The organism is Coralliovum pocilloporae, assembly GCF_030845175.1.
Lineage (GTDB): Bacteria > Pseudomonadota > Alphaproteobacteria > Rhizobiales > Cohaesibacteraceae > Coralliovum > Coralliovum pocilloporae.
The window spans coordinates 1,306,303-1,325,875 of sequence record NZ_CP132542.1 but is presented as its reverse complement, the minus strand read 5'-3'; the positions used below and the strand labels follow the sequence as shown (position 1 = coordinate 1,325,875).

The 19,573-nt window shown below is 54.9% G+C and carries 18 protein-coding genes; 15 read left to right on the top strand and 3 right to left on the bottom strand.

Going from position 1 to position 19,573, the window contains the following annotated elements; genetic code table 11:
• The first annotated feature begins 194 nt into the window (after positions 1-194).
• From sdhC to RA157_RS06145, 4 genes are read left to right on the top strand one after another with little or no spacing between them, the layout of a single operon-like run.
• Positions 195-599 (top strand): succinate dehydrogenase, cytochrome b556 subunit, encoded by a 405-nt coding sequence (gene sdhC, locus RA157_RS06160; protein ID WP_350335593.1) that lies wholly within the window; start codon positions 195-197, stop codon positions 597-599.
• Positions 600-612: 13 nt separating this feature from the next.
• Positions 613-993 (top strand): succinate dehydrogenase, hydrophobic membrane anchor protein, encoded by a 381-nt coding sequence (gene sdhD, locus RA157_RS06155; RefSeq protein WP_350335592.1) that lies wholly within the window; start codon positions 613-615, stop codon positions 991-993.
• A gap of 4 nt (positions 994-997) precedes the next feature.
• Positions 998-2,824 (top strand): succinate dehydrogenase flavoprotein subunit, encoded by a 1,827-nt coding sequence (gene sdhA / locus RA157_RS06150; protein ID WP_350335591.1) that lies wholly within the window; start codon positions 998-1,000, stop codon positions 2,822-2,824.
• A 17-nt stretch (positions 2,825-2,841) separates the two neighbouring features.
• On the top strand, positions 2,842-3,621 hold the full coding sequence (locus tag RA157_RS06145; RefSeq protein WP_350335590.1) for a succinate dehydrogenase iron-sulfur subunit: 780 nt from the start codon (positions 2,842-2,844) through the stop codon (positions 3,619-3,621).
• A gap of 79 nt (positions 3,622-3,700) precedes the next feature.
• Here RA157_RS06145 and RA157_RS06140 read toward each other — a convergent pair whose 3' ends face one another.
• Together RA157_RS06140 and RA157_RS06135 are read right to left on the bottom strand one after the other, a co-directional pair.
• Positions 3,701-5,158, bottom strand: coding sequence for a methyl-accepting chemotaxis protein (locus tag RA157_RS06140; RefSeq protein ID WP_350335589.1), 1,458 nt, complete (start codon positions 5,156-5,158; stop codon positions 3,701-3,703).
• A gap of 34 nt (positions 5,159-5,192) precedes the next feature.
• The gene (locus tag RA157_RS06135; RefSeq protein ID WP_350335588.1) at positions 5,193-5,372 is read right to left on the bottom strand and encodes a hypothetical protein; all 180 of its coding nucleotides are present in this window, start codon (positions 5,370-5,372) and stop codon (positions 5,193-5,195) included.
• 332 nt (positions 5,373-5,704) lie between these two features.
• Here RA157_RS06135 and RA157_RS06130 point away from each other — a divergent pair, with 332 nt between their 5' ends.
• The gene (locus RA157_RS06130; protein WP_350335587.1) at positions 5,705-6,127 is read left to right on the top strand and encodes an arsenate-mycothiol transferase ArsC; all 423 of its coding nucleotides are present in this window, start codon (positions 5,705-5,707) and stop codon (positions 6,125-6,127) included.
• Here RA157_RS06130 and RA157_RS06125 read toward each other — a convergent pair.
• Positions 6,111-7,001: a LysR family transcriptional regulator gene (locus RA157_RS06125; RefSeq protein WP_350335586.1), complete on the bottom strand. Its 891-nt coding sequence runs from the start codon at positions 6,999-7,001 to the stop codon at positions 6,111-6,113. The genes RA157_RS06130 and RA157_RS06125 overlap by 17 nt on opposite strands.
• A 115-nt stretch (positions 7,002-7,116) precedes the next feature.
• Between RA157_RS06125 and RA157_RS06120 the strand changes: the two genes are divergently transcribed.
• The 10 genes from RA157_RS06120 to odhB all read left to right on the top strand — a co-directional run bounded on the left by RA157_RS06120 (position 7,117) and on the right by odhB (position 19,543).
• Complete coding sequence (locus RA157_RS06120; RefSeq protein WP_350335585.1) at positions 7,117-8,613, top strand: CoA-acylating methylmalonate-semialdehyde dehydrogenase; 1,497 nt, start codon at positions 7,117-7,119, stop codon at positions 8,611-8,613.
• A 126-nt stretch (positions 8,614-8,739) separates the two neighbouring features.
• A complete protein-coding gene (locus RA157_RS06115; RefSeq protein ID WP_350335584.1) occupies positions 8,740-9,303 on the top strand; it encodes an AprI/Inh family metalloprotease inhibitor in 564 nt (187 codons plus the stop codon).
• 164 nt (positions 9,304-9,467) lie between these two features.
• Positions 9,468-9,791, top strand: coding sequence for a hypothetical protein (locus tag RA157_RS06110; protein WP_350335583.1), 324 nt, complete (start codon positions 9,468-9,470; stop codon positions 9,789-9,791).
• A 166-nt stretch (positions 9,792-9,957) separates the two neighbouring features.
• A complete protein-coding gene (locus RA157_RS06105) occupies positions 9,958-10,656 on the top strand; it encodes a DUF7662 domain-containing protein (protein ID WP_350335582.1) in 699 nt (232 codons plus the stop codon).
• Positions 10,657-10,799: 143 nt separating this feature from the next.
• The gene (gene zapE / locus RA157_RS06100) at positions 10,800-11,948 is read left to right on the top strand and encodes a cell division protein ZapE (RefSeq protein WP_350335581.1); all 1,149 of its coding nucleotides are present in this window, start codon (positions 10,800-10,802) and stop codon (positions 11,946-11,948) included.
• Between the two features lie 137 nt (positions 11,949-12,085).
• Complete coding sequence (gene mdh, locus RA157_RS06095) at positions 12,086-13,051, top strand: malate dehydrogenase (protein WP_350335580.1); 966 nt, start codon at positions 12,086-12,088, stop codon at positions 13,049-13,051.
• A 39-nt stretch (positions 13,052-13,090) separates the two neighbouring features.
• Positions 13,091-14,290: an ADP-forming succinate--CoA ligase subunit beta gene (gene sucC / locus RA157_RS06090; protein WP_350335579.1), complete on the top strand. Its 1,200-nt coding sequence runs from the start codon at positions 13,091-13,093 to the stop codon at positions 14,288-14,290.
• Entirely contained in the window at positions 14,290-15,198 is a 909-nt protein-coding gene (gene sucD, locus RA157_RS06085; RefSeq protein WP_350335578.1) for a succinate--CoA ligase subunit alpha, read from the top strand. The genes sucC and sucD overlap by 1 nt, the downstream gene beginning before the upstream one ends.
• A gap of 127 nt (positions 15,199-15,325) precedes the next feature.
• Positions 15,326-18,280: a 2-oxoglutarate dehydrogenase E1 component gene (locus RA157_RS06080; RefSeq protein WP_350335577.1), complete on the top strand. Its 2,955-nt coding sequence runs from the start codon at positions 15,326-15,328 to the stop codon at positions 18,278-18,280.
• Positions 18,281-18,313: 33 nt separating this feature from the next.
• A complete protein-coding gene (odhB, locus tag RA157_RS06075; RefSeq protein WP_350335576.1) occupies positions 18,314-19,543 on the top strand; it encodes a 2-oxoglutarate dehydrogenase complex dihydrolipoyllysine-residue succinyltransferase in 1,230 nt (409 codons plus the stop codon).
• The last annotated feature ends 30 nt before the right edge of the window (positions 19,544-19,573 follow it).

Here is a 19,573-nt window from a genome sequence, read left to right as displayed (position 1 = left end):
GCACAATCGATCCTTTCTTTGCCCTATTAGTCGAAAAGCCTATGCGTAATCAGACAGACGCATTCTGTTTTCGCATGAAAATATGCCATTTTCGACATGGTGGCTTTGACGCCTGCCAGTATAGCCGCTAGAAAAGGACATAGCCTCCAAATAAACATCTTTACGTTTACGTAAGATGGAGTCGGGAACCAATTATGTCAAACATTGATCTGAAGGCGAAACGCCCTCTCTCCCCGCATTTGCAGATCTACAAGCCTATTTTCACCATGATGATGTCGATTGTGCACCGGATTACCGGCGTTGCACTTTATCTCGGCACGGTTCTGGTGGTTCTGTGGCTTCTGGCGCTGGCGGGCAATCCGAAGTCCTATGATGCTGTGCAATGGTTCTTCGGATCCTGGATCGGCCGGATCATCCTGCTTGGATATACATGGGCGCTGCTGCATCACATGCTGGGCGGGTTGCGTCACTTCATCTGGGACTTTGGCCATGGCCTTGAAAAAGGCAGCCGTGACTGGCTGGCAAAAGCGACACTTGTCGGCTCGATTGCGCTGACCATTGTGGTTTGGGTAATCGCTTATGCCGTGCGCGGCCTTTAGGGGAGGCAGAACAATGGATATGAGAACGCCACTTGGAAAAGTACGGGGCCTGGGGTCTGCCAAGGAAGGCACAGAACATTTCTGGCATCAGCGTCTGACAGCTGTGGCCAATGTGCCGCTGATGCTGTTTTTCGTCATTCTGGTGATTTCCATGTCGAGCATGGATTTCGTCACGGCACGGGAAACCATGGCGCATCCGGTGATCGCTATTCTGACCAGCCTTATGGTCATTTCCGGCGTCATTCACATGAAACTTGGCATGCAGATCGTGATTGAGGACTACATTCACACTGAAGGACTGAAAGTGCTCTCTCTGCTCGCCAATACATTCTTCAGCGTGTTGATCGGTTTCTCCGCTCTCTACGCCATTGCCAAAATCAGTTTCGGAGGTTGATGGGATGGCATCTGCCTATCAGTTTGTCGATCACCAGTTTGATGTGATCGTTGTCGGTGCCGGTGGTGCCGGGCTCCGTGCGACGCTTGGCATGGCCGAGCAGGGGCTGAAGACAGCCTGTATTACCAAGGTTTTCCCGACCCGCTCGCACACGGTTGCGGCGCAGGGCGGTATTGCTGCCTCCCTTACCAACATGACGCCAGACTGCTGGGAATGGCACATGTACGATACGGTCAAGGGATCGGACTGGCTGGGTGATACAGACGCCATGGAATATCTGGCGAAAGAGGCTCCAGCTGCAGTCTATGAACTTGAGCATTACGGTGTGCCGTTCTCGCGGACCGAAGACGGCCGGATCTATCAGCGTCCGTTTGGCGGGCATATGCAGAATTATGGCGATGGCCCGCCCGTGCAACGGACCTGCGCGGCGGCAGACCGGACCGGTCATGCCATTCTGCACACATTGTATGGCCAGTCGCTTCGGAACAATGCGCAGTTCTTCATCGAGTATTTTGCGCTTGATCTGATCATGTCTGACGACGGGGTCTGCCAGGGCGTGATTGCCTGGAACCTTGATGACGGTACCATCCACCGCTTTGCGGCGAAAATGGTGGTTCTGGCGACAGGTGGTTATGGTCGAGCCTATTTCTCTGCCACGTCCGCTCATACCTGTACAGGTGATGGTGGTGGTATGGTGGCGCGTGCCGGGCTGCCAATGCAGGATATGGAGTTCGTACAGTTCCACCCGACGGGAATCTATGGCTCAGGCTGTTTGATTACAGAGGGTGCGCGCGGTGAAGGCGGCTATCTGGTGAACTCGGAAGGCGAGCGCTTCATGGAGCGTTATGCACCGAGTGCCAAGGATCTTGCATCCCGCGATGTGGTTTCCCGCTGCATGACCATGGAAATCCGTGAAGGGCGCGGTGTTGGTAAGGCAACAGACCATATCTACCTGCACCTGGATCATCTTGATCCGGCGCTGCTGGCAGAACGCCTGCCGGGTATTTCTGAATCCGCCAAGATCTTTGCCGGTGTTGATGTCACCAGAGAACCGATCCCGGTTCTGCCGACGGTTCACTACAATATGGGCGGTATTCCAACCAATTACTGGGGCGAAGCGCTGAATGCGGATGGTGATAATCCGAACCGCATCCAGCCTGGTCTGATGGCTGTTGGTGAAGCTGGCTGTGCATCGGTTCATGGGGCAAACCGTCTTGGATCAAACTCCCTGATCGACCTTGTGGTGTTTGGGCGCGCTGCAGCTATTCGTGCGGGTCAGGTGATCAATCGCGAAGAGGCCATCCCGACCCCCAATGCGGCGTCCTGCGAGAAGATCATGGATCGCTTCGACCGGGTTCGTTATGCGGATGGTGCCATTCCGACTGCTGATCTGCGTGAGAAGATGCAGCGGGCCATGCAGGACGATGCAGCCGTATTCCGCACCCAGGAAAGTCTTGAACAGGGTTGCAAGCGCATCTCGGCGATCTGGGGAGAAATGAAGGACATCAAGGTCACTGACCGGTCGATGGTCTGGAACTCGGATCTCGTGGAGAGTCTTGAGCTTGAGAACCTGATGGCCAATGCCATCACCACGGTTTATGGCGCTGAAGCGCGTAAGGAAAGCCGCGGGGCTCATGCCCGTGAGGACTACAAGGATGGCCCATTGGCTGGCCGTAACGACGAAGAGTGGCGCAAGCACACCCTGTCGTGGGTCAACGACGAGGGAGAGGTCAAACTTGACTATCGTCCTGTGGTTCTTGAACCGCTGACCAAGTTTGAGGATGGCGGCATTGATCTCAAGAAAATTGCGCCAAAAGCGCGTGTGTATTAAGGGCGAGGACAGGCGACATGGTTGAACTAGCACTCCCCAAGAATTCGCAGGTAACCGAAGGTAAGGTCTGGCCGAAACCGGATGGCGCAGCGAATGTCCGGGAATACCGGATTTATCGCTGGAGTCCGGATGACGATGCCAATCCGAGCGTCGACACCTATTATGTGGACCTGGATGATTGTGGGCCAATGGTTCTCGATGGCCTTATCTACATCAAGAACAAGGTGGACCCGACCCTGACATTCCGTCGGTCCTGTCGCGAGGGCATTTGCGGATCCTGCGCGATGAATATCGATGGAACCAACACACTGGCCTGTACCAAGGGTATGGATGAGGTGAATGGTGCGGTGAAGATCTATCCGCTGCCGCATATGCCGGTGGTCAAGGATCTGGTTCCGGACCTCAATAATTTCTATGCCCAGCACCGGTCCATTGAGCCGTGGCTGCAGACGACAACGCCAGAACCGCAGAAGGAATGGCTGCAGAGCCGTGAGGACCGCGAGAAACTCGACGGTCTCTACGAATGTATCCTGTGTGCCTGCTGTTCCACATCCTGCCCGAGCTACTGGTGGAATGGTGACCGGTATCTCGGCCCTGCAGTGCTGCTGCAGGCCTATCGCTGGCTCATTGACAGCCGTGATGAAGCGACAGGTGAACGTCTGGATAATCTGGAAGACCCGTTCCGTCTCTATCGCTGCCACACAATCATGAACTGTTCGCAGACCTGCCCGAAAGGCCTCAATCCGGCAAAAGCCATTGCCGAGATCAAAAAGATGATGGTCGAGCGACGGATTTAGAGAGCAGACTGTTTCGATATAAGAAAAGCCCGCGGATCCTGGGATCTGCGGGCTTTTTGCTTTAAAGGGTCAGGAAGCCTTACGCGGCCTTGACGCTTGAAAGGAAGCTGTTGATTTCCTCGCGCAGGACATTTGTCTGGCGGGAGAGCTCGTTGCCCGCATCAAGAACTCGATTCGCTGCATCACTCGTCGTTGAGACCGATTCCGAGACGTTGCCGATATTCTGAGACACCATGCGGGTGCCCTCCGCTGCAGACTGGACACTGGAGCTGATTTCGCCTGTGGCCGCACCCTGTTCTTCAACGGCAACGGCAATTGATGATGTGTAGTCGTTGACGTCATTCATTGTCTTAGCAATGGAATCAATGGCGTCCACAGCATCCTTGGTGGAAGACTGGATACCGGAAATCTGCTGGGAGATTTCCTCGGTTGCCTTGGACGTCTGGTTCGCCAGTTCCTTCACTTCAGAGGCGACTACGGCAAAACCCTTGCCCATTTCGCCGGCGCGTGCAGCCTCGATTGTGGCGTTCAGGGCCAGAAGGTTGGTCTGCTCGGCAATGTCCTGAATGAGCGTGACGACTTCGCCAATTTTCTGTGCTGCCGTATCGAGGCTCGATACCTTCTCGTTGGTGGACTGGGCAGCCGTGGAGGTTTCAGACACGATACGTTTCGTGTGAGAGACCTGTCGTCGAATTTCCTCAATTGAAGCGGACAGTTCTTCGGCGGCGGCTGCAACGGTTTCCACGCTGCCATTGGCTGTATTTGACGCATCCGAGGCATTGCTGGACTGGGCAAGCGTGTTGTTCGCTACCGATGTCAGCGTCTGGGCGGTTTCTTCCATGGTCTGATTGGTTTCAGATACAGCATGGAGTGCATTTTCCGCTTTTGACTGGAACTGTTCAATCAGCTGATTGATCGTCTGATTGCGCTCCTGATCCCGTTCCTGGGAACCAGCCTGTTGAGCGAGAAGGGTTTCTGCTTCAGCTTTTGCATCCTCGGCTTCCTCGACAGCGGTTGCTGCAAGATTCAATGTGCCAGCCAGTTTGGCTGTTACCCAGATCAGCGCACTGGCCTGGAGGATGAGAATGCCAGCATGGAGTAGCACGCGGACCAGATCTCCACCTTCCGGAAAGACAGCCATCGGGTAAGCGAAGTTCAGTGCCAGATGGTGAACCGCGATGGTTCCGGCACCGACAACGATTGTGCGCCAGCAGCACCAGCCAGCGAGCACGGCCAGAGCCGCGAAGAAATACATGTGCCAGTCAACCTGGTAACTGTGACCGGAGAACAGAAAGACGATCAGGGCAACCTGAGATGATATGCTGACAGCGCTGACATCCCGGGTCAGGGTACCCGTACCGGAACTCTTATAGAGTGCTGTGGTGAGGCCTGCTCCGGTCAGTCCCATAGCAGTAGCAATCCAGCCGCCAAGACCTGATCCTGTCAGAGCCAACCCAGTAAGAATTGCAACATTGACCCAGAGCAGCGCGCAGAGAAAACGCGCGAATTGCTGGCGGATTTCTGACAGTTTGATCATCGTTTATACTCATTTCTGCAGAGGCGTTTGAGGCCTATATCTGCGTTCCTTGATCCGTAAAACAGAGGGAGAACGCATCCGCGTTCCCGACAAAAACAGCACCAGCTGCATAGAGCCGTGCGACAAATTCCGGGTCATCTGATTGTGCAACAGCAACCCAGGGCCAGCGCCCCGGTGACAGCAGGCGCCCATCAGCATTGGCAATGACGTGCATGACAGAGCCAGCCTCAGACCAGGGAGGTAAAAAAAAATCGCAAGACGATCTGAACCAGCTTTTGGCATGGCCATCAGGCCAAATAATCCGCTGGTCATGAAAAGCCAGAAGCTGACCAGTAGTGCGGTTGATCGGATGTGTTTTCCAGCAATCATGTGAAATGCTTTTTGCTCCGTTCCCGCCACCAGTTAGCCGGAAAATGTTGAAAGAAAATTTAACCACAAGGCCGTTATTTCTTTTTCGACAGAATGTCTTTCTTTCGTGGCATTTCTGTCATGAAGTGCGCGTATGTCCGCAATCGAATTTTCCAGACGGATGGAAGGGGTGATTCGATGCGTCAGAAGAGTGTTCTGCTTGTCTGCCGGGATAACGCGTTTCTCAGCCAGTTTGCAGAAGCCTACATCAATGGACGTTCGGCAACAGATCTTCGTGCCTTTAGTGCCGGGCTCGAGCCGGGAGAGCGGGTCAGCCCAAAACTGAAGCGGATGCTGGACAAAACAGGTCTGTCTGCCGAGGGGCTGCACCCAAAATCCTGGCAGATCTTTGCTCAGCCTTTTGCGCCTGATCTGGATCAGGTCATCTGCTTCGATAAACCGACCGGCGTTGCTATGGAAGCAGCGTTTCCCGGCCGGGTGGTGCGCAGCTACAAAGCCTATCTGTCGTCCCTGGCCCAGTCTTCCCCTTCTGATGACAGGTCGGTTGCGGCACTGTCCGGTCTGCTGCAAATGACAGATCTGATCATGCAGGACTGTTGAAAACGGACTTTTCCCTGCCGACGAGATCATAGATGAACTCGGCAACAGTCTTGATGCGCTGCAGATCCCGGATTGTCTCGTGAAAAACCAGCCAGTAGGAGCGGGTGATGGAATGCTGGTGGAGAATGCGCTTCAGTCTGTGATGATCCTTCACCAGATAATCATGCAATATACCAATACCGAGACCGGCATTGACCGCCTCCATCTGTCCGTGAGTCGTGGCGCATTCAAACTGTGCGGCCCAGTTTCTGCTGAATTCTGACGTGTAGTGAAGGTTCGGGTTGAACACCAGGTCATCCACATAGCTCACGAGACGATGGCTCTGCAGGTCTTCGATGGATGCCGGTGTCCCGTGTTGCTCGAGATAGGTCTGGCTTGCAAACAGGGACAGACTGTAATCGACGAGCTTTCGGGCAATCACGCGCCCATGATCCGGCCTGCCTATGGTAATCGCGATGTCAGCCTCACGCCGTGATAGGGAAAAGCTCTGAGGAACCGGTACCAGCTCGATCTTCAGGTCAGGATAGCGCTCAAGAAGCGGTCCAAGGCGCGGCGCGAGAAAGATTGCGCCGAAGCCATCTGATGCACCGATGCGGACGGTACCGGACAGATCCACATCCGTGCCGCCTATCGTGCTGCGGGCTGTGAGCATATCGGCTTCCATGCGCTCGGCGAGAGTGAGAAACTGTTCTCCCTGTTCCGTCAGGGCGCAGCCATTCGGGCGCCGGTCAATGAGCTTGGCCTTCAGGTCCTGTTCGAGTGCGGTCAGGCGTCTGCCGACCGTGGCATGATTGATGCCGAGCCGTTTGGCTGCGGCGAGCAGCTGGCCGGCTCTTGCGATGGCGAGAAAGATGCGGACATCGTCCCAGTTCATTCTGCTCTCCAAGTGAGTAATGTGCAAAAATGCACAACAGATGCGCTTTCGTGACTATTGCACATTAAATTATGGAGTGCGACAACAGGGCAGATTGTTTATGGAGGAGCCTCTCATGGCAGAGATTGGTCATTTTATCGGTGGACAGCACGTCGCGGGAACGTCTGGACGCAGTGCAGATGTCTATAACCCGGCAACGGGTGAAGTGGAGAAGACGGTGGCTCTGGCTTCCGTTGAAGAGATCAGGGCTGCCGTTGCCAATGCCAAAGAGGCGCAGGCTGCCTGGGGCGCGACCAATCCGCAGCGTCGGGCGCGTGTTTTCTTCAAGTTTGTGGATCTGCTCAATCAGAATATGGATGAGCTGGCAGAGCTCCTGTCTCGGGAGCATGGCAAAACCCTGGATGATGCCAAGGGCGATGTTATTCGCGGTCTGGAAGTCTGTGAATTTGTCTGCGGGATTCCGCATCTTCAGAAGGGCGAGTTCACCGAAGGGGCTGGTCCGGGCATCGACATGTTCTCCATGCGCCAGCCGGTTGGCATTGGTGCCGGTATCACGCCGTTCAACTTCCCGGCCATGATCCCGATGTGGATGTTCGCGCCTGCCATTGCCTGTGGCAATGCCTTTATCCTGAAACCGTCCGAGCGTGATCCGTCTGTTCCGATGCGCCTGGCCGAGCTGATGATTGAGGCGGGACTGCCTGCGGGTGTTCTTAATGTGGTCAATGGTGACAAGGTGGCTGTGGATGCCCTTTGTGACGATCCGGATATCGGTGCCGTATCCTTTGTTGGGTCCACGCCTATCGCGCAATATGTCTATGCGCAGGCAACGGCTCACGGCAAGCGTGCCCAGACCTTTGGTGGCGCGAAAAACCATATGATCATCATGCCGGACGCGGATCTTGAACAGGCAGCAGATGCCTTGATCGGTGCGGGCTATGGATCTGCCGGTGAACGCTGCATGGCGATTTCCGTGGCTGTTCCTGTGGGTGAAGAAACCGCCAATCGCCTTGTGGATATGCTGACACCACGTGTCGAAAGCCTTCGCGTCGGACCTTACACCGACGAGAAAGCGGATATGGGGCCCGTAGTGACCAAGGAAGCCCTGACCCGGATCAAGGGTCTGGTGGACCGTGGTGTCGAGGAAGGCGCCGAGCTTGTGGTGGATGGTCGCGGCTTTACCATGCAGGGCTATGAGAACGGGAACTTCATGGGAGGCTGCCTGTTCGATAAGGTGACGCCTGACATGGATATCTACAAGACCGAGATCTTTGGTCCGGTTCTCTCGGTTGTCCGTGCCAAAACCTACGAAGAAGCCATTGACCTGCCAATGAAGCATTCTTACGGCAATGGCACTGCGATCTACACGCGCGATGGTGATACGGCGCGTGATTTTGCCAGCCGGATCAATATCGGCATGGTTGGTATCAATGTGCCGATCCCCGTGCCGCTGGCCTATCATTCCTTTGGCGGCTGGAAGAGCTCGTCCTTTGGTGATCTGAACCAGCATGGAACTGACTCAATCAAGTTCTGGACCCGTACGAAGACGATCACGGCTCGCTGGCCATCGGGTATCAAGGAAGGGGCGGAATTCTCCATCCCGACCATGAAGTAACCTCGCTGACCCTAAGAATGATGCGCCGCCCTCCGGGCGGCGTTATTGCTTCAGAAGCGCGCTGTAGCCCTTCCAATGCCACAAAGGGCGTGATACGCAGGGCGCGTTTTGGCATTGGAGCGAATCATGACGGTGAAAAGCAAGGCTTTCTGTGGTGTTGCATTGGGGCTGTTTCTGGCCGGATGTGCGGGCGGCCCTGCTGCGCTGCCTCCAGCACCGTCAACGCCTGTGCAAAGCACGGAGCTGCCGCCCCTTGACGTGACGCCTGCACCGGAACCTGCCGGATCGGATGTGGTTGCCGGCGAAACGCTTCCCGATGCTGATACTGATCCGCTGGTAGCGGACAATGCCAATGCTCAAGTTGCCGGTTCGGCGTTCAGTGCCCCGGCTTCAGCTGCCGCTGTTGCTTTATCCCGCACGGATCTGCTTGGTGCCTGGACCCTGGCATCTGATGGCGATACCTGTCAGCTGTTCATGACGCTGACCACGTGGTCCGGTGGCTTCAGGGCAACCACGCGGCGCTGCCAGAATGATCAACTGACATCTGTGAGTGCCTGGCGTCTTGATGACAAACTGCTGACGCTCATTGGTCAGGATGGCAAGGTGGTCGGTCAGCTCTACCCGGAAACCAAGACCCGGTTTACCGGTGAACTTGTTGCCAACAAGCGGCCCGTCAGCTTTTTCCGTTAAGCCGGATTTGCAGAAGATCTGAACTTTTCCGGACTTTTCCAGCCCGTTTAAGGACCTGTTAACCTTGCGGGCGGAACATAGACCCTTATAACTTAGAAACCGCAGTGAGCGGGATCCGGATCTCCCTCCGACAGGGGTGTCACCACACACCAACGGAGGTTAGTATGAAACTCTCTAAAGCACTGATTTGCAGCGCGTTTGCCTTGGCTGCATGTCTTTCAACCGGGCTGATGAACTCTGAAGCCCAGGCGCAGCGTGGCATGCCGTGTGCCGCTCGTGCGGATATGATTGGCCTGTTGAAAGACCGGTACAAGGAAGCGCCGCGCGCTGTTGGACTGATCTCGTCTCGCGGGGTTATGGAAGTCTATGTGTCCCAGGAGGGGACCTGGTCCATCCTGATGACATCAGCCAAAGGCAAGACCTGCATTATCGCAGCCGGTAAAAACTGGGAAGAACTGCAGCTTGCTTTCAAAGAACCAGCAGCCTGACCGGCTCGTTCCAGGTTGGTTTGAGTCTGTCTGACGGGTCTATGCGCACCTTTCAGTGGAAAAGTAAGCGCTATTCGTATGCTGGTTTAATTTTACTACCACATCTTGCATGCTATGCTGTTGCAGATTAACCGTTGCTATTGGGGTTGCAACAGAGTGAGTCGGCATGGGGAAATACCAGACGCTGACAGACCACCTCGCCAAACATGGCGATGGTGAATGGTCCGCATCGTTTGACGATATAGAGGCTTTGCTGGGGTTCAGTTTGCCCAGAAGCGCTGTTCAGCACAGAACGTGGTGGGCGAATTCAGGCGGAACCCAGGTTCATCAGAATGCCTGGCTGAGCGTCGGATGGCGGGTTGCTGATGTGGATCCGGTTACCCGGCTTGTGCGGTTTCATCGCGCGGATATCCAGTCGGGCGATGCGCGGAAACGATCTTCAGCAGCAGCCGAGATTACACGCAAGCGCTCGTCTGCGCGCGGTATGCGTCTGCGACGGAGTGATTCGCTGCAGCAGCTTGCTTTGACGCTGGATTGGCAAATCGTGGATCTGGCTGACCGGAAAGCCAAAAAAAATCTCCTATCGAAGCCGGCAATTTTACAAATCAAAAGATCCGACGATGAGCAGAGTCTGGTGGTTGGCCAGGTTGAGGATCTGAAAGGCTTTATTGGGGCACTCAAGCTGGAAGCTGTCGGGAGCATGGCAACCAGCTGCAAATATGTTCATGATTCTCATGTGGTTTTCCGGTCTCACACGACTGATCGGATGGCTGATTTCCAAAATCCCGATGATCTTGATCTGGTGGAACTGTTCGTTCAGACAGGACTGCGCATGGCTGGCGTTGAGGTTTTGATCTTAACCTGACCGTTACCTTGCGTCAGATAGCCTGGTCGGCCATACTGATTAACCTTCCTCTTGGCGGCTGCCGTCCTTGCCCTGTATGATGAAAGACGACGTGTGAGAAGCAAAACAGAATATCCTGCTTTGATTGGGGGCTTCGCGACGCGATGAGAGATACGGTGCTCGGCTGTTATCAGTCGATGGTTGCTGATGGCGACATAGAAAGTGATCCGGCGCAGGTTGTTCTCGCGAAGCACTTTGACCGTTTTCTTCTTGAACTTGCCAATCTCAAACTTGCTTCCAAGAGCAGCACGCTTGGCTGGCTTTTTGCCAAACGCCAGAAAGTGACCCCCGTCAAAGGGCTTTATGTCTGGGGAGATGTTGGTCGCGGCAAGACCATGCTGATGGATCTGTTTCACGACCTGGTTCCTATGGAAGCCAAAAAGCGTGCTCATTTCCATGAGTTCATGGCTGACGTGCACGAGCGGGTTCATGCGCACAGGCAAGGCCTGAAGGCAGGCACCGTGAAGGGCGATGATCCTATTCCGCCTGTCGCGACCGAGATTGCTGCGGAAGCCAAGCTGATCTGCTTTGACGAATTCAGTGTCACAGATATTACGGATGCGATGATTCTCGGACGGCTCTTTACAGAGCTTTTCAACCGAGGCGTCTCTCTGGTGGCAACCTCAAATGTTACCCCTGACCTGCTTTATAAGGACGGGCTCAATCGAGGGCATTTTCTTCCATTTGTTCAGTTGCTCAAGGATCATGTTCACGTGGTCCGGCTTGATGCCCGGACCGACTTCCGGCTTGAGAAGATCAATGGCAGCCCGGTTTTCATGGCACCGCTCGGAGATGAGAGTACAGGTGCCCTGAACGATATCTGGCAGCGCCTGACGGGTCACCAGAGCGGTGACAGCGATGTTCTCCATAACAAGGGACGTGAGATAAGGGTGCCTGCCGCGCGCAGTGGTGTGGCCCGGTTCTCGTTTTCGGATTTGTGCGAAAAGCCGCTTGGTGCTCAGGATTATCTCAAGATTGCGCATCGCTATCACACACTTATTCTCGATGACATTCCGACCCTGTCAAAACAGAATCGAAATGAAGCCAAGCGCTTTATCAATCTGATTGATGCGCTCTACGATAATTCAGTGAAGCTGATCGCCTCTGCGGCAGCGGATCCAGCTCATCTCTATGAAGCGGAAAGTGGAACGGAGGCCTTTGAATTTCAGCGCACAGTCTCACGCCTGATCGAAATGCAGTCAGAAGATTACCTTGCAGCACCGCATGGGGGTGGTGAGGTTACCAGCGTGTGATTCAGGGGAGTGTTGTGCGGAATATGCGACGAATGACGGTTGGAATGTCGCTTGAATGACAGAACTAATCGGGTTAGTGACAAACTCACCTGGTTAACTTAAACTTACGCTTACGTAAACGGAAGGTCGTAATCACCATGGCCCGTAAAAAGATTGCTCTTATAGGTGCAGGACAGATTGGCGGAACCCTTGCTCATCTGGCTGGCTTGAAAGAACTCGGCGATGTTGTTCTGTTTGACATTGTTGATGGTGTCCCGTCCGGCAAGGCTCTTGATATTGCCGAATCATCCCCGGTTGACGGATTTGACTCAGCGCTATCCGGTACGTCTTCCTACGAGGACATTGTCGGCGCCGATGTGTGTATCGTCACAGCCGGTGTTGCCCGTAAGCCTGGTATGAGCCGGGATGACCTTCTCGGCATCAACCTGAAGGTCATGGAGCAGGTTGGCAGCGGTATTGCCAAATATGCGCCGGATGCCTTTGTCATCTGCATCACAAACCCGCTGGATGCCATGGTCTGGGCCTTGCAGAAGTTTTCGGGTCTTCCGAAAAACAAGGTTGTCGGTATGGCCGGTGTTCTTGACTCGGCCCGCTTCCGTTATTTCCTCGCAGAAGAGCTGAATGTCTCGGTTGAAGACGTGTCGGCCTTCGTTCTTGGCGGTCACGGTGACACCATGGTGCCGCTTGCCCGTTATTCCACTGTTGCCGGCATCCCGCTGACGGATCTGGTGAAGATGGGCTGGATGAAGCAGTCACGCCTTGATGAAATCATCCAGCGGACCCGTGATGGCGGTGCTGAAATCGTTGGCCTCCTCAAGACTGGTTCCGCCTTCTATGCGCCTGCCGCATCGGCGATCGCCATGGCTGAATCCTATCTGAAAGACAAGAAGCGTGTGCTGCCATGTGCCGCCAATCTGAAGGGCGAATATGGTGTCGATGGACTGTATGTCGGCGTTCCGACGGTGATCGGGGAAGGTGGCGTTGAACGCGTGGTTGAGATCAAGCTCGACAAGGATGAAAAGGCCGAGTTCGATAATTCGGTGGATTCTGTTCGGGGACTGGTGGAGGCCTGTAAGGGTATTGCTCCATCGCTTGCCGACTAATCTGATCCGGATTTCACAACAGAAAGGGGCACGGTACCCATGAATATCCATGAATATCAGGCGAAAGCGCTGTTGAAAGAATATGGTGCGCCGGTTGCAGATGGCGTCGCTATTTTCTCCGCCGATGAAGCTGCTGCAGCCGTTGAGAAACTGGGCGGCCCGGTTTGGGTGGTCAAGTCCCAGATCCATGCCGGTGGACGTGGCAAGGGCACGTTCCAGGAAGCCTCAGCTGGTGAGAAGGGCGGTGTTCGCGTTTCTTTCGATGCAGCAGATGCGATTGCCAATGCCCAGCAGATGCTCGGCTCAACGCTGGTTACCAAACAGACCGGACCATTAGGCAAAGTTGTCAATCGGCTCTACATCGAAGACGGTGCTGATATTGCAACAGAGCTTTACCTGTCTCTGCTGGTGGACCGCACTGTTGGTCAGGTCGCTTTTGTTGCGTCTACTGAAGGCGGCATGGATATTGAAGAAGTGGCGGCCAGCCAGCCTGAAAAAATCCTGACCCTGCCGATTGATCCGATGGTTGGTGTAACGGATGACAATGCAAAAGCCGTTGCTGATGCTCTTGGCCTGACCGGAGATGCCCATACTGATGGTGCTGAGCTGGCTAAGATTCTCTATAAGGCGTTCACCGAAAAGGACATGAGCCTTCTGGAGATCAACCCGCTGATCGTCAAGAAAGATGGTCGTGTTCAGGTTCTTGATGCCAAAGTTTCTTTCGATGGCAACTCGGTTTTCCGGCATCCGGATGTGGCGGAACTGCGCGACCTTACCGAGGAAGATGCTAAGGAAATCGAAGCGTCCAAGCACGATCTGGCCTATGTGGCGCTTGATGGTGATATCGGCTGCATGGTGAATGGTGCTGGCCTGGCCATGTCCACCATGGATATCATCAAGCTTTATGGTGCTGAGCCGGCTAACTTCCTTGATGTTGGAGGCGGTGCTTCCAAGGAGAAAGTGACGGCTGCGTTCAAGATCATCACAGCTGATCCGAATGTAAAAGGTATTCTTGTCAACATCTTCGGCGGCATCATGCAATGTGATGTGATTGCAGAGGGTGTGGTTGCCGCTGTGAAGGAAATGGGCTTGCAGGTGCCGTTGGTGGTTCGTCTTGAGGGCACCAATGTGGAGCAGGGCAAGACCATCATCAACGAAAGCGGCCTCAATGTAATTGCCGCTGATGATCTGGATGATGCGGCCCAGAAAGTTGTCGCAGCGGTGAAGGGAGCTCAATAATGTCCATTCTGGTCAATAAAGATACCAAGGTCATTGTTCAGGGCCTGACCGGTAAAACCGGAACCTTTCATACCGAAGCCTCGCTTGCCTATGGCACGCAGATGGTTGGCGGCGTCACACCAGGCAAGGGCGGTCAGACCTGGACCGGTAATGTCAATGGTGAACAGGTTTCCCTGCCTATTTTCAATTCTGTTGCTGAAGCGCGCGCCGCAACCGGTGCTGATGCGACAGCAATCTATGTTCCGCCGAAATTCTGCGGTGCTGCTATTGAAGAAGCCATTGAAGCAGAGATGCCGCTGATCGTCACGATCACGGAAGGTGTTCCGGTCATGGATATGGTCAAGGTGAAGGCCAAGCTTGATCGATCATCCAGCCGCCTGCTCGGCCCGAACTGTCCGGGTGTTCTGACGCCGGATGAATGCCGCATCGGCATTATGCCAGGCAATATCTTCAAGAAGGGTAATGTGGGCATCGTGTCCCGTTCCGGCACGCTCACTTATGAAGCCGTGTTCCAGACGTCACAGCAGGGTCTCGGCCAGACAACGGCTGTTGGCATTGGCGGTGACCCGGTCAAGGGTACGGAATTCATCGATATGCTGGAAATGTTCCTTGCTGATGAGGCAACGGAATCCATCATCATGATTGGTGAAATCGGCGGTTCTGCTGAAGAGGACGCAGCCCAGTTCCTTGCTGATGAAGCCAAGAAGGGCCGCAAGAAGCCGACAGTTGGTTTCATTGCTGGTCGTACGGCACCTCCGGGTCGGACCATGGGCCATGCAGGCGCTGTGATCTCCGGCGGTAAAGGCGGTGCAGAAGACAAGATCGAGGCCATGGAAGCGGCGGGCATTCGCGTCTCGCCATCTCCTGCCGGTCTCGGACAAACCCTGGTTGACCTTCTTAAAGGCTAAGGCGACCATAGAGAGGGGCGGTTCCGCCCCTCTTGATGATTCGGCCACGCGTGCCGACGGGTGAGCGTGGTCTGTCACCGTTGCAAAGACGGTTCATTTTCTGGAGGACATCCTCCACGGAGGGATTATGCCACGTCAGGACGAGAACGACGTATTCGCCCAAACCTCGTTTCTCTATGGCGGCAACGCCGCTTATATTGAAGAACTCTACGCCCGCTATCAGGACAACCCCGCATCTGTTGATGAAGAATGGCACGCCTTCTTTGGTGAGCTGAAGGATGAGCGGGAAGATGTGATCAAAGGTGCCCAGGGCGCGCCCTGGAAGCGTGCGGACTGGCCCATTCATGCCAATGGTGAACTGGTGTCCGCCTTTGATGGTGACTGGGCGCCAACCGAAAAGGCGCTTGGGGACAAGATCAAGGGCAAGGCTCAGGCCAAGGGTGTTGAGCTGTCCGATTCAGGGGTTCAGCAGGCAACCCGCGATTCTGTTCGCGCGCTCATGATGATCCGGGCTTATCGCATGCGCGGCCATCTTCATGCGACACTGGATCCGCTGCAGCTTGCAGAACCGAAAGACCATGTGGAACTGCATCCGTCCACTTATGGTTTCACCGAAGCGGATTATGATCGCAAGATCTTCATTGACCATGTGCTTGGTCTTGAGTTTGCGACAATCCCTGAAATGGTGTCGATCCTGCGGCGGACCTATTGTTCAACACTTGGTGTTGAATTCATGCATATTTCCGACCCGGCGGAAAAAGCCTGGATCCAGGAGCGCATTGAAGGAGCGGACAAATTCATCTCCTTCACTGATAATGGTAAGAAAGCTATTCTGCGCAAGCTGGTCGAGGCGGAGGGCTTCGAGAAGTTTCTTGATGTCAAATATACCGGCACGAAGCGTTTTGGCCTTGATGGTGGTGAAGCTCTGATTCCGGCTCTTGAGCAGGTGATCAAGCGGGGCGGTCAACTCGGCCTGAAGGAAATCGTTTTCGGCATGGCTCATCGTGGCCGTCTCAATGTGCTGTCCCAGGTGATGGCAAAACCGCATCGAGCGATTTTCCACGAGTTCAAAGGCGGCTCCTACCATCCGGATGAGGTGGAAGGGTCTGGTGATGTGAAATATCACCTTGGCGCGTCATCTGATCGTGAATTCGATGGCAACAAGGTGCACCTGTCTCTGACGGCCAACCCGTCTCATCTCGAGATCGTTGATCCGGTCGTTCTGGGCAAGGCGCGCGCGAAGCAGGATCAGTTGTCTGATGTGGAGCGGACCCAGGTTCTGCCGTTGCTCATCCATGGTGATGCTGCCTTTGCAGGACAGGGTGTCGTGCCGGAATGCTTTGGCCTTTCCGCGCTGAAAGGGCACAAGACCGGCGGTTCGATCCACTTTATCGTCAACAACCAGATCGGTTTCACCACCAATCCGCGGTTCTCGCGCTCCTCGCCTTATCCATCGGATATGGCGAAAATGATCGAGGCGCCGATCTTCCACGTGAACGGTGATGATCCGGAAGCGGTTGTGTTTGCGGCCAAGATTGCCATCGAATTCCGGCAGAAATTCCATAAGCCGGTGGTGATTGATCTGTTCTGTTACAGACGGTTTGGTCACAACGAAGGGGATGAACCTGCGTTTACCCAGCCGTTGATGTACAAGAAGATCCGCCGCCATCCGACAACGCTGCAGCTTTATTCCGAGCGGCTTGTCAAGGACGGGACGCTGACCAGCGAAGAGGCTGAGGCGGTCAAAGCCGAGTTTCGTGAGCACCTTGAAGGTGAATTCGAGACCGGTCAGGCCTATCGTCCAAACAAGGCTGACTGGCTTGATGGCAAATGGTCCGGTCTGAGAACGGCAGAAAGTCTTGATGACCCGCGCCGCGGCAAGACCGGTCTGCCGATGGAACGGTTGCAGCAGATTGGTGCAAGACTGACGGATATTCCTGATGGTTTCAATGTGCACCGGACGATCCAGCGCTTCATGGCAAACCGGCGGAAGATGTTCGAGACCGGCGAAGGAATTGACTGGGCGACGGCTGAATCCGTGGCTTTTGCATCCCTGTGCCTTGATGGGCATCCGATCCGTCTGTCAGGCCAGGACTGTGAGCGTGGAACCTTCTCCCAGCGTCATACGGTCCTTTATGATCAGGAGGACGAAAGCCGTTATATTCCGCTCAACAATCTGTCGGATGTTCAATCCCGGTATGAAGTGATCAACTCCATGCTGTCCGAGGAAGCGGTTCTTGGCTTTGAATACGGGTTCTCCCTGGCGGAACCGAATGCGCTGACTCTTTGGGAAGCGCAGTTCGGCGACTTTGCCAATGGCGCACAGGTGGTGATTGACCAGTTCATTTCTTCCGGTGAGCGCAAATGGCTCAGGATGTCAGGTCTGGTGCTGCTGCTGCCGCATGGCTATGAGGGGCAGGGGCCGGAGCACTCTTCTGCAAGACTTGAGCGTTATCTGCAGCTTTGTGCGGAAGACAATATGCAGGTTGCCAACTGTACGACGCCTGCCAACTACTTCCATATCCTGCGCCGCCAGCTGAAACGGAATTTCCGTAAGCCGCTGATTCTGATGACGCCGAAATCCCTGCTCCGTCACAAGCGCTGCACATCGCGTCTGGATGAACTGGGACCGGATTCAACCTTCCATCGCCTGCTCTGGGATGATGCGGAAGTTGAGAAGGATTCTCCGATCAAGCTGAAACCGGACAATGAGATCCGTCGTGTGGTTCTGTGTACCGGTAAGGTCTATTACGATCTGCTTGAAGATCGTGAGAAGCGGGGCGTCGATGATATCTATCTTCTTCGGCTTGAGCAGATTTACCCGTTCCCGGCCAAAGCACTGATTACAGAGCTGTCACGGTTCAAGCAGGCTGAGATTGTCTGGTGTCAGGAGGAACCGAAAAACCAGGGATCCTGGTTCTTTGTCCAGCCCTATATCGAATGGGTGCTTGAGCAGATTGGTGCAGACTACAGCCGACCCCGCTATGCCGGACGGGTGGCTTCCGCGTCCACGGCGACGGGTCTGATGAGTAAACATTTGGAACAGCTGCGAGCCTTCCTTGAAGAAGCGCTTGGCGACTGATCCGGCAAGAGACGAGATAAACAGGATAACGCTATGACAACGGAAATCCGTGTTCCAACCCTTGGCGAATCGGTCACAGAAGCGATTGTTGGCCAATGGTTTAAACAGCCTGGCGATGCAGTTAATGCTGATGAGCCGCTTGTTGAACTGGAAACAGATAAGGTAACCATCGAAGTTCCGGCAGCTTCAGCCGGCGTGCTTCAGGCCATTGAGGCGGAAGAGGGGGCGACTGTTGAAGTCGGTGCCCTGCTTGGCCACCTTGCCGCTGGTGATGGTGCGGCGGCAGCACCTGCTGCACCGGCCAAACAGGAAGCCGCTCCTGCGCCAGAAGCAACGCCTGCTGCCGCTGAACCGGTACCGGAAGCCAAGGGTCCTGAAATGGCTCCGGCTCCATCTGCTCAGAAGATGATGGCAGAACAGGGTGTTGCAGCTGAAAGCGTGGATGGCTCTGGTAAGCGCGGCCAGATCCTCAAGGGTGATGTGCTTGCAGCGATGGAGAAGACCACTTCTGCTCCCGCACAGGCTCCTGTAGCCGCCCGTGCTCCTTCCGCACCTGCGGATGAAAGCCGTGAAGAGCGGGTGAAAATGACCCGCCTCCGCCAGACCATCGCCCGTCGTCTGAAAGATGCCCAGAATACCGCGGCTATGCTGACCACATTCAACGATGTGGACATGGGTGCAGTGATGGAACTGCGCAAGCAGTACAAGGAGCTGTTCGAGAAGAAGCACGGTGTGCGTCTCGGCTTTATGGGCTTCTTCACCAAAGCGGTAGTCGCGGCGCTGAAGGATATCCCGGCTGTGAATGCCGAGATTGATGGCACGGACCTCATCTACAAAAACTACTGCCATGTTGGTATGGCCGTCGGTACCGACAAGGGCCTTGTGGTGCCTGTCATCCGTGATGCCGACCAGATGTCTATTGCCGATGTTGAGAAGACGATTACCGATTTCGGCAGACGCGCGCGTGATGGCAAGCTGGGCATTGATGAAATGCAGGGCGGCACCTTCACCATTACCAATGGTGGCGTCTATGGCTCGTTGATGTCCACCCCGATTCTCAATGCGCCGCAGTCCGGTATTCTCGGTCTGCACCGTATTGAAGAGCGTCCGGTGGTTCGCAATGGCCAGGTGGTTGTTCGCCCGATGATGTATCTGGCTCTGTCCTATGACCACCGGATTGTTGACGGCAAGGAAGCCGTAACCTTCCTGGTGCGGATTAAGGAAGCCATTGAGGACCCGCAGCGCCTCGTACTGGACCTGTAAGTTTGAGAAGCGCAGATTTCCGGAGGATTT

What these genes read in the sequence shown, in the direction of transcription:
- RA157_RS06140 (WP_350335589.1), bottom strand. Translation starts at nt 5,158, where the DNA reads ATGATCAAACTGTCAGAAATCCGCCAGCAATTCGCGCGTTTTCTCTGC.
- sdhD (WP_350335592.1), top strand. Translation starts at nt 613, where the DNA reads ATGGATATGAGAACGCCACTTGGAAAAGTACGGGGCCTGGGGTCTGCC.
- zapE (WP_350335581.1), top strand. Translation starts at nt 10,800, where the DNA reads ATGAGAGATACGGTGCTCGGCTGTTATCAGTCGATGGTTGCTGATGGC.
- RA157_RS06125 (WP_350335586.1), bottom strand. Translation starts at nt 7,001, where the DNA reads ATGAACTGGGACGATGTCCGCATCTTTCTCGCCATCGCAAGAGCCGGC.
- RA157_RS06120 (WP_350335585.1), top strand. Translation starts at nt 7,117, where the DNA reads ATGGCAGAGATTGGTCATTTTATCGGTGGACAGCACGTCGCGGGAACG.
- RA157_RS06105 (WP_350335582.1), top strand. Translation starts at nt 9,958, where the DNA reads ATGGGGAAATACCAGACGCTGACAGACCACCTCGCCAAACATGGCGAT.
- sucD (WP_350335578.1), top strand. Translation starts at nt 14,290, where the DNA reads ATGTCCATTCTGGTCAATAAAGATACCAAGGTCATTGTTCAGGGCCTG.
- RA157_RS06080 (WP_350335577.1), top strand. Translation starts at nt 15,326, where the DNA reads ATGCCACGTCAGGACGAGAACGACGTATTCGCCCAAACCTCGTTTCTC.
- sdhA (WP_350335591.1), top strand. Translation starts at nt 998, where the DNA reads ATGGCATCTGCCTATCAGTTTGTCGATCACCAGTTTGATGTGATCGTT.
- RA157_RS06135 (WP_350335588.1), bottom strand. Translation starts at nt 5,372, where the DNA reads ATGCACGTCATTGCCAATGCTGATGGGCGCCTGCTGTCACCGGGGCGC.
- sdhC (WP_350335593.1), top strand. Translation starts at nt 195, where the DNA reads ATGTCAAACATTGATCTGAAGGCGAAACGCCCTCTCTCCCCGCATTTG.
- RA157_RS06130 (WP_350335587.1), top strand. Translation starts at nt 5,705, where the DNA reads ATGCGTCAGAAGAGTGTTCTGCTTGTCTGCCGGGATAACGCGTTTCTC.
- sucC (WP_350335579.1), top strand. Translation starts at nt 13,091, where the DNA reads ATGAATATCCATGAATATCAGGCGAAAGCGCTGTTGAAAGAATATGGT.
- RA157_RS06145 (WP_350335590.1), top strand. Translation starts at nt 2,842, where the DNA reads ATGGTTGAACTAGCACTCCCCAAGAATTCGCAGGTAACCGAAGGTAAG.
- RA157_RS06115 (WP_350335584.1), top strand. Translation starts at nt 8,740, where the DNA reads ATGACGGTGAAAAGCAAGGCTTTCTGTGGTGTTGCATTGGGGCTGTTT.
- odhB (WP_350335576.1), top strand. Translation starts at nt 18,314, where the DNA reads ATGACAACGGAAATCCGTGTTCCAACCCTTGGCGAATCGGTCACAGAA.
- RA157_RS06110 (WP_350335583.1), top strand. Translation starts at nt 9,468, where the DNA reads ATGAAACTCTCTAAAGCACTGATTTGCAGCGCGTTTGCCTTGGCTGCA.
- mdh (WP_350335580.1), top strand. Translation starts at nt 12,086, where the DNA reads ATGGCCCGTAAAAAGATTGCTCTTATAGGTGCAGGACAGATTGGCGGA.